We start from the raw sequence: 12,209 nt of genomic DNA, 5'->3' as shown, positions 1-12,209 counted from the left end.
CAAGCACCCGGTGGTGGCCCAGTACAGTTAACTTGCATACCAAGTTGTCGAGCTGGCTCAGGCTGGCTGCTGCAGTTTGCGCACCCTGGCCAGCATTGCGAAAAAATCCGGGTTGGCCTTTTTGCACCCGGCAATAACCGCAGCTACTTCACTGGGGCGCAGCGCATTCACGTCGTCGGCTGTCAAGGTTGTAAAGGCCGGCAGGTCGCTCAGGCGCAGCTCTTCAAACAGCAGATTATTGGCCAGGTCAGTGCCACCACTTTCGGCCATAACCTTGCGCAAGCCCGCCACGGTAAGTTCGCGGCATACAACTTCTTTGCCGCCAACCGCCACTACTTCGGTATTCCCTAAATCGTTCATGCTTTTCTCCGGGTAATAAAAAACCCGCCGGAGCGGGTTTGTATAAATACTTTTAACTATTGCAGTAACGGGTGAAGCCCAGGCATTCCAGCACAAGCCCTGATTGCTATGTACTGACGCGGAGTACCGGCAATTATTGGTTGATAGTTTGTCGGCATTACATATCCGTTAAGTGTTTCCAGTGTCAGAAGCTGAGGGGTAACAACTGCGAGCGAAGATTTGCAGTCAACTGCGATTCTAGAATATGTCTGGGCGCCGTTTTCAGATTCAGCTCTTACAGTCATAACCGCAAAATTTTCTGATTGCGACAGGCCTGCTTCATAATACTTAGCGCGGTTTTCGCCAGGAACATTTATCTCCCTACCAGCTGCAAGCTCTGCGGCGGTCTTTGAAGCTTCGAAACGATCTTTGTAGGAAAGATAGCTGTTAAAGCCTTGTACCAACGTAAGCCCAGAACCACCAATCACTGCTAACAAAATAGCAAGAATTATTACTGCAGGTATAGATGCCAAAACCCACTTGACCATAAAAACAACCATGGACCAAAAGCCCATTCTGATATCAACAACGACAACTGGCTTTGCGGCGGCAGCATCGCGCGAAGCCATATTCCTTTGCTGCTCAGCCTCACGCTGACGCCTTCCCTCTTCAACTGAAACCTTCGCACCCTGCCAGCCATCAGCAAGTTTGCTTGCAACAGTTGGTTTTGGCTTTGCGGCTTCCGCAGCTGCTTCCTCTGCAGCCAATCTACGCTGCTTTAAAGCGAGCGCCTTCTCATAGAAAACGCCGCATTCGGGGCACTTTGCCGGATCGCCATATGCAGACGGATCAGATTCTTTATTACATGCCGGACACTGCACAGGGCTTCCCTCCCAATTGATATGGCAGGGACTGTAGCCGATCACATCCAACACGAAAACCCAGCAACTGGCTGGGTTATCGGCAATGGATTGAATCAGCGGGTTAACAAAACATGCTGGAACACTTCACCCATGCGCCCGGCAATCACGTGCATCAGGCCAGGCAGGTACTGCGCGGGCACGGTGAAGGGGTCGCGCAATACATCCGCCAACCGCTCTGGGGTCACGATCAACGCGCCAACCGGCAGCGCCTTCACCTGCGCCCTGCCCTGTTCGTCCAGGCTGAACAGCATCTTGGTGTCCAGCAGCTGATCGAGCCCGAAGCGCTCGACTGCCGAATGACCCGGCATGAGGGCCTCAGCCACGGCGGTTTTCTGCACCCCTTTGTCAAAGGTTTTCATCACGCCAGCCAGCCATTCTTCCCAGGCTTTGGCCAGCTCGGCATCCCGCACATATCCCGCCGCGCGGTAAGCAGCAGCTGGGTCAATAAATATGTGCTTCTGCTGGCCGCGCAGGCGGAACACTTTGCGATCATCTGCCAGGCTACGCGTGATGCGGTCAGAGCCGCCCAGCCCCAACGCCGCGGTAATGCAACTGGCCTTCACCCACACCTTCGCCCCATCAACCAGAAACTGAACCCGCGCGCCACGAAAGGCGTGGGTGATTCGCTCGGACTGTTCAGGGGCTGGCAATGCCGGCTGGCTGAGCGCCTTACGCTCCATGTCGATAAAGTGGCGGCGGACCATGCGGCCCTGGTCGTTGTTTTCAACCATTGAAAGTTCTTTGGCCATGTCCAGGGTGAGGTGGTATTCGGTACGAGCCCCACGGTTTCCCGCTCCCCGAATTTGGGGAGTGGCAAACTGGGCATAATCCAGACCAGCCTCAAAGCCATACTTCTTGATTCGTTCAACCATCCAGGTTGCGAAATCCCGGCCGACCTTCAAGAAACCATGCAGCTCGCGGCCATCACACACCTGCGACGGCATGCTGCCGATCACACCATCAAACACCCGCACCAACTGTTGCGCACCGCCCTGTACCGCCGTAGTATTCGCCATGTGAATCGCCTCGAAATGATTTACACCGAAGCCCTGACGTTGCCGCGTTGGGGCTTTTTCTTTTGCGGCGCTCATGCCGCCTCCGCCTGACTTTTTGCCTTCTCGAGTCGATAAACAATCTCTGCATTTTGGCTTCGCCTGTTGGCTTTAGCCTGTTCCTTCAGCCAGGCCTTCAAGTTCTCAGGCATCCTTACAACAACCTGGGGGTCGACTCTGCTCATATCTCACACCTATGCATCACCGTTATACACATCACAAATGTAGAACCGTGATGCATTGCTGTCAATACCACGGTGATGCATTCTTTTGTCAACCGAAAACGCTTGTCAAAAGCCTGGACCTCAATGAGCAGAACAGACCCACAGTTCAATCTCCGTATCCCTGAAGAATTACGGGACAAGGTCGCAGAGGCAGCCAAAGAAAATAGGCGCTCAGCCACGGCCGAAATCATCGCCCGCCTAGAAGCCTCATTCCAGCAAGCCTTCACATTCGCGGACGCCGTGATCGTAGATGAGGTCCACAGAACCGAGCCGAAATTCAGCGAAGCGGATATCAAAACAGCAATCGATCAGGTGTTCGGCAAATTGCTTTTTGAGCGCATCGGGCTAACAGCCACCCCAACTGAAGAGCAACCACTCCCGCTCGACCAGGCTGTTAAGCACAACCCCCACATGAAAATCCCCACATCGGTGAAACGTGTGAAACAGGTCAAGCGGTCCCGCCCGCTGGGCGTAGACCCGAAGCCGTAGAAGCCATCCATGGCATGTATATCTACGCCGCCTTACGCTCCTTCATGATCTTCATAAACGGCGACTGATTCGGCCCCGTGCGGCTTGGATCAGCCAACACTTCGCAGGAAACCTGCTGCCCCATAAAGTCTTCGATATTGATCCAAGCCAGGGTCTGCACCAAGTCAAACATACAGCGGAAGTACAGGTTGTTAACGCGCTTCTGGGTGCCGACAGCGTTCACACCCTCAAACAGCAGCTCCAGTTCAACACCGCTGTTGGTCAGCACCTGAATGTCATCCACTGGGGCGCTCATGTAATCAAACTCGAGCATGTACGGCACCGGAGGATCTTCTGCGGCGGCGGCCGCAATAGCGGTGGCGAGCGCACCACCTGGCATGGGCTCAATGCCGGAGCCAGTCAGCTTCCATTCAATGTCTTCTTCGTACTCGATCAAGCCGGTGGCCGCATCGACCACGGTGGTAATGCTGAGCGGCATTTTATCCAGCATGGTGGTCATGCCGACCTTGGCTTCCTTCTGCTCGCCTGTTACGGCGGCAGATTCCAGCTCAGTGGCCGCGGCCCAGAGGAATCGCACAAAGTTGGCCGTGAAAAACTCACGGAAATTGAAGTTCAGCAGCATCGCCGTTGGGCGGCTTTTGCTGGCGTAGTTGCCGCCACCAACGGTCATGGTGTTGGCCAGGGTGATTTTGTTCACCTCATGCGTCTGCTCCATAGTGGAGCCCAGCCCCATGGGTTCAAACGGGGCGGCGGTACCAGCCACGCGACACTTGACCTGGCCGGCGACCATGAACGTTTCTTTTACCCATGCCATGATTACTGGCCCTCTTTCTGAGTTGGTTTAGCGACCTTGCCCAGCTCTTCAAGCCAAGCCTTCTGGTGGGGCAAAACATCAATTTTCTCCCCCGGCCCGCAAAGCTTGCCGGCGTGCTCATGCAGCACGGTCAGCTCCACGGTTACGGTCTTGCGCGCGGCTTTCGCCACTTCTTTGGTAGCAGTCATCAGCATTTACCCGGTATGTGGATTTTCAGTTGCACGGGAAAGACCAGCGTCCCCGCATTGAGCCCGTCACCGGGCGGGTATATCTCTCAGGCCAAGCCCCCTAAGGGGGCAAAATGCCTTGAATAGTGGTGTGCAGGTACACAGGGATGATCACGCTGGCAGCGCTCTCACCATTGCCAGGCGGGAATGAAGTCGGCGCACCCAGCGATATGCCAGTGCACCCCAGTGGCAACCAGCTCGGCCGAATGCCCTCACAGGGCATTACCGCCAAGAGCAGATCGCGCTCTAGCTCTTCCAGTGCATCGTCGTAGTCATCAACGCCGACATCGACAGCACCGATAACGTGAAAACCGCTGAACAACTTGAGCGCAAATGCTCCAGGCGTTGGCGGTTTACCAGGTGCCTTCTGCAGGACAATCAGCGGAAAGCCAACCTCCGCACTTTTAAGCACCTCGTTGAACCAGCCAGTGCGCACATTGGAGCCCGCATTTGTGCTGAAACCATTTGCAGGGCTGATGGCTTCAAGCCGGCTTACCAAGGCTTTGCGGCCTTCGGTTATCAGGTTCTTGTCCATGGTTAACGGACCTCCATGCAAGCAGCTGAAACCAGATGGCCGTCATCCTCGATCACGTCCTCCACGCTGTAGCGCTTGCAACCCTGCTGGAAGATCCCGCCACGGGTTACAGAGGCCAAGTCGCGCTTCTTCCAAGTGATGCCCACGGCATCACTCCGGAACACACCATCAGGACCTACGCGCTGCAGGTTGTGATCAATGAGGACTTCGATGCCATATACAGGCGGCTCACCGTGCTGCCCCTGGTAATCACAGGTGCCGTCGTTGAGCGCCGACATAATGGCGGCATCCATTGCCGCCAATGCCTTACCGAAGCCGGCCATGGTTAGATGGTCAGCTCACGGACGGAGGCCGGGCGGGTGCACAGGTGCAGCGGGTTGGACTGCGCCTCGCCTTCCACGCCCTTGTCGAACTTCATCACCTCCAACTTGGAGTAGTACGGCATGCCCTCGGTATTGACCGTCTCCATGTAGTCGGCCGGGGCGAAGGCGCTGATGAACAGCTCCGGCACACCCATTGGTACAACGAAGGCACGATCAGTGGGGACGAAATTAGAGCCGCCCAGCTGGCCCTTGTAACGCTCCCAGGTGATGCCGCCGAACTCGAACGGCAGGCGGCGATCACCCATCAACGCCTGAGCGGCCTGCCAGCCCAGGTAAGGCTCGCGGACCTTTGGGTGGGAGATAAACTTCTTCCAGTACTCTTTGCCGCAATAAGCATGGGCACCTGTGCTGGTGACCGCGCCGAGCGCATCTTCCTGCGTGTCCAGCACCTCGACGCACTTGGTGCTTACGTCGGTATCGTCGTTGTTCAGCTCCATGCTGAAGGCTTTTGGGCGCTTGATATCGAAACGCTGGAAGATATCGAACAGCACACTTTGGCCATCGGCATCGACAACCTTCCCCATGATGGCGCCGATGCGCTGGAATTCATGGGTGAGGTCGAGCTGACGGCGAGCCTTCTCAACGCGTCGTGCGACGTAGGCTTGCACCTGCATCAACTCGGTCATACTGCCGACAGCGCGAATGCCCTGAATTTCGTCCGCCAGGATCTGGAAGGACTGCGGCAGGTGCACAGTGTTGAACGGGATCAAGCTACGCTTGTTACCGGTCACAGCTTGGCCAGGGCTACCACGGGCAGCAGCCTTTACCAATGCCAGGGTCATGCCGTCCTTCTCGATCTGCACGACGGTGCTGTTGACGCCCTGCTCTTCGAACAGGCCAGCAGCTGCAATCTGCCCCGGCAGCACGTGGTCTTCGTTGATGACAGCGAGCAGCGCAGGTACGCCAAACGCCTCGTCCTGGAAAATCGTAATCTCAGCCATGGTGGGCTCCTAGAAATGCGAAACCCCGCAGGGGCGGGGCTTGGGGTAAAGGGGTTTGCCGGGTGGGGTTAGGGCCGGATGACGAAGCCCTTGGCGAGCAGGTCGGCGCGGCCGTTGGTATCGAGGCCGGTGAGCAGGCGCTCAATCACCTCGGCGTCACGCATAACACCTACAGCGCGCACGTCGTTCACGGTTGCGTCCACCGAGGCGAACAGGATGCCACTGGCAGCGCGGCGGCCGTCGTCGGTGCCATCGTCGTCATAGGCGGTGTATTCGCCCAGGTTGGCCAGCACCGCCAGGGTGAAGCTGTCGTCGACGGCGAAGTCGGTAGAGCCATCGGCCAGGGTGAAGGTCAAGCCGCCGCCGGTGAAGGCCTGGCCGACGGTACCTTCGCCGATCAGCAGGCCCATCGGGTCGACTACCTCGAACGTGCCGGCGTTGGCAGCCGCCTCGGTGATGTTCAGCACGTAGTCGCCGGTGATGGCTGCGCTGGTTACCGTTACCGAGCCGATGGTGCCGTTACCGATATTGCCGGCATCAGCAGTTGGGGTCAGTGCGTTGGCGGCGGTGATCAGGGCGATCAACATGCCGGCCGGGAGAATGCCAGAGCCGGCGGCAATGACCACCTCCTCACGGCTGCGGGTGCCGCTGGCCTCCGAAAGGAGGAACTCACCGGTGTACACGCCTTCGGTTTTGATGGTCATGCTTATTTTCCTCCTTTCGAGGCTTGGGTATTACGACGCTGGGCGTAGACCTGGCTCGGCGTCGGGGGTTGGTTTGCGCTGGCCTGCGGGGCATCATCAAGCGGCGGCAGGTTGCTGATTTCGACCTTGCTGCTGTTTGTGGCCAGTTTGTCGAACAGCTTTGCCCGGGCCTGGTCGCCGGTAAGCCCTGCTTCAATCAGGCCCTGGGCTTCATCCGGCAGTTTGGCCACCAAGCAGGCGGCGCGTACTTCCTTGGCGCGGTTGAAGTGCGCCTGCACGGCATCGGTACTGGCCAGGGCGCTGGACCGGATGAGGTAGGGCAGGCAGTTGCTCAGGCCGGCTTGCTCACAGTCGGCGGCCAGTTTGGCGGCCAGCTCGGAGGCTTCCGGGGTTGCAGGTGCCGGGGCTGGTTCGGGGTCAGGGTCAGGAGCCGGTTCGGGCTCTGGATCTGCCGGCGGCTCGGGCTCCCCCACCAGCAAAAGCGCGGCGGCTGGCACGTTGCGATAGCGGTTGAGGATCTTGCCCAGGGCGGCGTTGTTTACCAGCGGTTCAACTTCGCCGAACACCTCATCAACAAAGCCGTGAGTCTTGGCCTCGCTGGCGGTAAGCCAGGTGGTGTCGTTGATCATGCGCCGCAGCTCGGCGTCATCGATGTTCAGGGCGCGGTGCTGGTAGCTGGCAACGATGCCTTCGAAGGCTTTGTCCATCATGTCGGCCATCTTGCGCAGCTCTTCGCTGTCGCCGGCCATGAATGTCCAGGGGTTGTGGATCATGAACATGGCGTTGTCGGCCATGGTCACGCGGTGCGCGCCGCACACGGCCACGCTGCCGGCGCTGAAGCAGGCCCCGTCGATCTGCGCGGTGCAGCGCTCGCCCAAAGCGCGAAGGGTGTTGTGGATGGCAATGCCGTCGTAGACGTCGCCGCCAATCGTGTCGAAGTGCACGATCACATCCGATACGCCATCGTCGACCTCTTTTAGGTCGCGGATAAAATCACCGGAGGTCACGCCCCAGAAGCCGATCTCGCCGTAGATATAGACCTCAATCGGCTTACCACCCTCTTCGCCGGCAGCCTGGATGCTGTACCAGTGCTCTGCGCTGAGGGTTGGCACCCCTTCAGCGCGGTTCAGAATGCGCGGCTGCGCAAGGGTGCTGATACCCAAGCCGCCGAGCATTACCGCCAGCGCCAGTCGGTTGGTCATGTTCATGGCTTTTCCTCTTTCTCGTCCGCCATCGCGGCCGTGTCGGTTGTGTAGTCGAGCCCGAGCGCTTTGGCTCGGAGGTTGTCGTCGGCGTTTTCCTGGTCGATCACTTCGGCGTCGTAGCCGTTGCGCAGGGCGTGTTCGCTGCGGCTTGCAAGCCCGCCCTTGATCTCCAGCAGCTTGCCTTGCACGTCCTGTACGGGGTGCATGTAGGCCCAGCCTTGAGGCACCCAGCGTGTGCGCAAGTAGTCGCGCCGCTTGGCCTGGTAGTCAGGCAGTTGGATGGCTCCGGATAGCCACGCGGCATCAAGCCAAGCAGTGCGCACCGGGCGGCAGAGCTGGAACACGTAAACGCCGAACTGCAGTTGCTCAATACGGCGGCGGAAGTCATTCAGCAGCACACGCAACACGCGGTCGCTGATATCAGCCATGTCGCCGGTCAGCAGCTCGTAAGGCAACTCAATGCCTGCGGCAGACGCCATCAGCTGTTGCTTCATGAAGTCGACGTAGGTGTCACCAGCCGATGGCGGTTCGGAGAATTTAATGTCCTCCCCTTCCATCAGCTCCTGCATGGTGCCGGGTTCCATCGCCACCATCGGCGTGCCATCGGTGTCGTTGGCAAACGGCTTACCTGTCAGCGGATCAACAGCCTGCTGCCCTTCAGGTCGCTCCTTGATAATGAAGCCGGCAAATAGGTTGGCCACCTCCTGCCGGAACAGCACCGCGTCGTCGTAGTTGTCGAGCGATTTGAGCCGAAGCAGCACAGGCGCCAGGCGCGGTATGCCGCGCAGCTGGCCACCCTCCAGAGGCTCAAAGATGTGCAGCACCTCGCTGGCCGGGATGCGGTTCAGGGTGCTGTAACTGGTGCCCAGGGCACGCGCATCGCCGGGGTGGTTCTTCCACATCCAGTAAGCAACGCGCCGGCCGACCTGGTCGAACTCAATGCCCGCGCGCACCACGTTGCCTCGCCGGGTGACGAAGTTGCGATCCAGCGGCACGAACTCCGGGGGCAGTACCTGCAACTGCAACGGTACCGCCAGGCCATCCTCGGCGCGGCGGTAGCGCAGCCGCACAAAGCATTCGCCGCTCTCCTCAACCATGCGCGCAATGAGGCTCTGCTGGCCGTAGAAGTCGGTCAGGTTGTCGGCGTCCGACTCGTCGGCCCAATCAGTCCAGAGCTGGTTGATGGCGCTGCGCAGGGCGGGGTCTGTGACCTGTGCCCGAGGGGTGATGCCGGTACCGATCAGGCTGCTGACGCGTTTTGAGATACCGCTTGCGGCCCAGGGGTTGTTGCGCACGGCGGCCTTGGAGCGTTTGCGCAGGGTGGGCAGCGCCGGTATGGCCACTGCGTTTAACGCTGCATCGGGTGCATCCCAGCTCTGCGCGCGCCGACCGTGGCCGGCGCCTTCGTAGCTGTTGAGCATCTGCAGGCGGCGCGGGTTGGCGCGGATTCGGTAGCCCATTACGCCCCCTTGCCACGGCTGTAGAGCCGCACTTGCCGGGGTTTGCCGGCGCTCGCCTCGCGGGCAGCATCCGCTGCATATTGCGACTCCAGCATGCGCAGGCTGGCAAGCGCGGCACGATCCAGACGGCGATCACCCTTGCTGATGCTCTGCCCTGTTTCAAGGATCTCTGTGATCGACGCCCGGACTTCATCCAGGCGCTGTTGTGCGCTTGCCATGTGGGCGCCCTCAATTCATCGTTTCAGGTAGGCGCTGCGGGATACCCGACGCGCATTTGGTTGCGGTGCTGGTTTGCTTGGCGGTGGAGAGGTGGACTGAGCTGCTTCTTCCATCACAGCAACGACGTTGCTGCTTGCGGCCGGATGCGCGAACAGGCTGCCCTGGCTGACTGCAGCCCGCAGCTTGCTCCACTCAGCCTGGTGGTAACGGTGCAGCCCAAGGAACTGGGCGGCGGCCTGGTTGTAAACCAGCAGGTCGAGCACTTCGTTTCGCTCAGCCTTACCCTTGACCCAAACGGTGCGCTTGTAGCCCTTCACGTAAACGGTGATCTTGCGTTCGGCCACGGCCTGGTCGTAGAACTCATCAGGCAGGTCAGTGGAGAAGTGCAACGCACCAGGCCCATCGGCGAACGGGTAGCGGTTGTAGATCCAATCCTTCGCGGTATCGGTACCGATGATCCACAGCTCGGCGCCCTGCTTCTCGGTTTGGCCGTTGTGCTTCACGTCGACTTTCGAGGGGCGCTGGGCCAGCACCGGCCGGCCTGGCTTGCTCGCGCCCTTGACGGCAATCACGTTGCGCCAGCGGCGCAGGCGGGTGAACTTGTAAACCTCATCGGTGTGGTGGCCACCGGAGTCGATGGCAGTGGCGCAAATGGCCAACTCAACGCCAGAGGTATGCCGATATCGGCGCTTCAACTGTTCGTCGAGCGCATTCCAGGTGCGCTCATCGGCGGGGTCACCCGCCACAACCTGGAAGTCAACAACCCAACGTTCGAGACCTTCGCCCCATCCGATCACCAGCATTTCCAGGCGGTTGTGCTGCACGTCCACTGCGGCGGTGAGGATCAGCGCACCGGGCGGAACAGTGCCCAGCCGGTAATCCTCGGCGCGGGCCTTCAGCTCGGTGGCCTTGGTCATCGCTTGCGCGGAATCCCACACCAACGCCAGGCGGGTGTTGTAGAACACCTGCATGGGTTCGTTGTCGCCACGGTCGGCGGCCAGCTTGGCCTTGTCGTACTGCTTTGCCAGGCTCTGCCAGGACAGCCAGCCCAGCGGCGAATAGAGCGCGTTGAGGTGAAAGCCCACCGTTTCGCCGTCGCCCTGCGCCGTGGCGCGCCATTCGCCGGCCAACAGCATGGCCGTCTTGTGGTGCTCCTCGATCAGCGCCCCACATACGGGGTTGCCGCATAGGTAATCAACACGCTGGTAGTCATCCGTCCACTTGAGGTTTGCCCACTCAAGCACCTGATGCTGGCCACAGTGGGGGCACGGCACGAAGTAGCGGCGCTTGTCGCTGCTCTCGTAGAGATCATCGATCCGCGAGGCGCCCTTGATGGTTGGCGAGCTGGAGAAGTAGAACTTCGCCTTTCGGCCGAACGTGGTGCCGCGCGCCTCGGCCATCTCAACGGGGTCGCCTTCGCCGTCGACGTCGACGTCCCAGCGGTCGATCTCGTCGCCGTAGATGTAACGTGCAGCCAGCTCTGCAAGGTTTGAGGCCGAACCGGCCGTGGTGCAGTACAGCGTGCCACCCTCGAACTCTTTAGTGTCCAGGGTGTTGCGGGCATCACGCGATCGCGGCTTGGCAACTCGATCTTTGAGCTCCGGCACCGCCTTGATGGTTTTATCGATGCGACTGGATACGCGCCGGGCCAGCTTCTCGCTGGGCAGCAGCGCCAGGATGTTGGCCGGCGCCATGTGGATGTTGCCGCCGATCCAGTTAAGCGCGATCTGCGTCTTCATCATTTGCGAGGCGACCATGGTCACCACGCGCTTGCAGGGGTGTATCGGCGACAGGCAGCGCATTGGCTCGCGAGCGAATGGTGTGCGGTCTGTGTGGTACTTACCGGGCTCTGCGGCGCCGGTGTCCTTTGGGATGCGCTGGTATTCGTCGGACCACTCGTCGATCCACAGTTCGGGATCGAGCTCCAGGCCACGATGGTATGCCGCACGGTACGTGGCGGCACCGTCGGCATAGGGGTGTTGCATGGCTAGTTTGGCTCCTTCGCCCCCTGTTCAAGCTCGGCGTCCAGCTGAACCAGGCTGGCGGCATCCGTGAGGACACCACGCAGCAGCTCGGTGAGCTTGCGCTCCATTTCCCAGGTGTCGGTGATGGCGATCAGCTCGCCGGCAATCTTTGGCGGCAAGCCCAGGATCAGGTCGCGCAGCGTTCGCGCGGTGTTGAATGCGGCGGTGTCGACGGCCTTGCGGTCGACCAGTTGACCGCGACCTTTGAGGAACTCGTCTTCTGCCAGCAGCGCCAGGTAGTGTTCGCGGTGTGCACGGGCCTTCTGATAGTTGTCCCCACCGCTGGATAGAGGCGGCAATGAGGGCGGAGCCTGCGGCGTAACCAGGGAATGCACGCCCTTTTCGGCGCGGTCACGTTGGTGGCGATCAGCAACGCCGACCTTGCTTGGGTCGGCGGTCTCGCCGAGCAGCGCCAGGGTTGCCTCAACCTCGACGTGGCCCTTTTCGTTCAGGACCAGACGCCCCTGCCCTGCCAGCTTGGAGACATAAGGCCTGGACCAGCCTTGGCTATCTGCGAACTCTGACTTCTTCATGACCGTCATGAATTCACCTGTTAACCAGAAACACGTACAGAGTTAACCGAATTAACCCCTGTTAACTAACCTCCAGGGCCTCCCACTACCGCGAGAGCGGGGTTCGAATTACCCTTGTGCCAGCCTCTACCCCAGGG

The 12,209-nt window shown here is 59.8% G+C and carries 16 protein-coding genes; 1 reads left to right on the top strand and 15 read right to left on the bottom strand.

Annotated features, from left to right (window positions below; all coding sequences use genetic code 11):
- Nucleotides 1-57: 57 nt before the first annotated feature.
- The 4 genes from Q8O69_RS06660 to Q8O69_RS22130 are packed head-to-tail and all read right to left on the bottom strand — an operon-like array spanning nt 58 to nt 2,499.
- Nucleotides 58-360, bottom strand: a complete 303-nt coding sequence (locus Q8O69_RS06660; RefSeq protein WP_305590633.1) for a hypothetical protein — start codon at nt 358-360, stop codon at nt 58-60.
- A 56-nt stretch (nt 361-416) separates the two neighbouring features.
- Nucleotides 417-1,274, bottom strand: coding sequence for a hypothetical protein (locus Q8O69_RS06655; protein WP_305590631.1), 858 nt, complete (start codon nt 1,272-1,274; stop codon nt 417-419).
- Nucleotides 1,275-1,315: 41 nt separating this feature from the next.
- Nucleotides 1,316-2,353 carry an antA/AntB antirepressor family protein gene (locus Q8O69_RS06650; protein WP_305590629.1) on the bottom strand — a complete coding sequence of 346 codons (1,038 nt, stop codon included), beginning with the start codon at nt 2,351-2,353 and terminating at the stop codon, nt 1,316-1,318.
- Entirely contained in the window at nt 2,350-2,499 is a 150-nt protein-coding gene (locus Q8O69_RS22130) for an Arc family DNA-binding protein (RefSeq protein WP_371136057.1), read from the bottom strand. The genes Q8O69_RS06650 and Q8O69_RS22130 overlap by 4 nt, the downstream gene beginning before the upstream one ends.
- 123 nt (nt 2,500-2,622) lie before the next feature.
- On the opposite strand from Q8O69_RS22130, the gene Q8O69_RS06645 reads away from it, so the two are divergent.
- Complete coding sequence (locus tag Q8O69_RS06645; RefSeq protein ID WP_305590627.1) at nt 2,623-3,027, top strand: Arc family DNA-binding protein; 405 nt, start codon at nt 2,623-2,625, stop codon at nt 3,025-3,027.
- Nucleotides 3,028-3,049: 22 nt separating this feature from the next.
- On the opposite strand, the gene Q8O69_RS06640 is transcribed toward Q8O69_RS06645, so the two are convergent.
- The 11 genes from Q8O69_RS06640 to Q8O69_RS06590 form a co-directional block, all read right to left on the bottom strand.
- The gene (locus tag Q8O69_RS06640; RefSeq protein ID WP_305590625.1) at nt 3,050-3,841 is read right to left on the bottom strand and encodes a hypothetical protein; all 792 of its coding nucleotides are present in this window, start codon (nt 3,839-3,841) and stop codon (nt 3,050-3,052) included.
- Nucleotides 3,842-3,843: 2 nt separating this feature from the next.
- Nucleotides 3,844-4,029: a hypothetical protein gene (locus tag Q8O69_RS06635; RefSeq protein WP_305590624.1), complete on the bottom strand. Its 186-nt coding sequence runs from the start codon at nt 4,027-4,029 to the stop codon at nt 3,844-3,846.
- A gap of 100 nt (nt 4,030-4,129) precedes the next feature.
- Nucleotides 4,130-4,603: a hypothetical protein gene (locus Q8O69_RS06630; protein ID WP_305590622.1), complete on the bottom strand. Its 474-nt coding sequence runs from the start codon at nt 4,601-4,603 to the stop codon at nt 4,130-4,132.
- Between the two features lie 2 nt (nt 4,604-4,605).
- Nucleotides 4,606-4,926: a hypothetical protein gene (locus tag Q8O69_RS06625; protein WP_305590620.1), complete on the bottom strand. Its 321-nt coding sequence runs from the start codon at nt 4,924-4,926 to the stop codon at nt 4,606-4,608.
- A 2-nt stretch (nt 4,927-4,928) separates the two neighbouring features.
- Complete coding sequence (locus Q8O69_RS06620; RefSeq protein WP_305590618.1) at nt 4,929-5,927, bottom strand: major capsid protein; 999 nt, start codon at nt 5,925-5,927, stop codon at nt 4,929-4,931.
- A 68-nt stretch (nt 5,928-5,995) separates the two neighbouring features.
- Entirely contained in the window at nt 5,996-6,631 is a 636-nt protein-coding gene (locus Q8O69_RS06615; RefSeq protein ID WP_305590616.1) for a head decoration protein, read from the bottom strand.
- A 2-nt stretch (nt 6,632-6,633) separates the two neighbouring features.
- Entirely contained in the window at nt 6,634-7,833 is a 1,200-nt protein-coding gene (locus Q8O69_RS06610; protein ID WP_371136070.1) for a head maturation protease, ClpP-related, read from the bottom strand.
- Between the two features lie 2 nt (nt 7,834-7,835).
- The gene (locus tag Q8O69_RS06605) at nt 7,836-9,296 is read right to left on the bottom strand and encodes a phage portal protein (RefSeq protein ID WP_305590612.1); all 1,461 of its coding nucleotides are present in this window, start codon (nt 9,294-9,296) and stop codon (nt 7,836-7,838) included.
- A complete protein-coding gene (locus Q8O69_RS06600; RefSeq protein WP_305590610.1) occupies nt 9,296-9,514 on the bottom strand; it encodes a hypothetical protein in 219 nt (72 codons plus the stop codon). The genes Q8O69_RS06605 and Q8O69_RS06600 overlap by 1 nt, the downstream gene beginning before the upstream one ends.
- A 15-nt stretch (nt 9,515-9,529) precedes the next feature.
- Nucleotides 9,530-11,500 carry a phage terminase large subunit family protein gene (locus Q8O69_RS06595; RefSeq protein ID WP_305590608.1) on the bottom strand — a complete coding sequence of 657 codons (1,971 nt, stop codon included), beginning with the start codon at nt 11,498-11,500 and terminating at the stop codon, nt 9,530-9,532.
- Between the two features lie 2 nt (nt 11,501-11,502).
- Entirely contained in the window at nt 11,503-12,081 is a 579-nt protein-coding gene (locus Q8O69_RS06590) for a terminase small subunit (RefSeq protein ID WP_305590606.1), read from the bottom strand.
- Nucleotides 12,082-12,209 lie beyond the last annotated feature (128 nt).

Origin of the sequence: Pseudomonas sp. (genome assembly GCF_030690725.1) — a bacterium.
Taxonomy (GTDB): Bacteria; Pseudomonadota; Gammaproteobacteria; order Pseudomonadales; family Pseudomonadaceae; genus Aquipseudomonas.
Note: the sequence above shows the minus strand (reverse complement) of the source record. Positions and strands in the feature narration are given on the sequence as shown.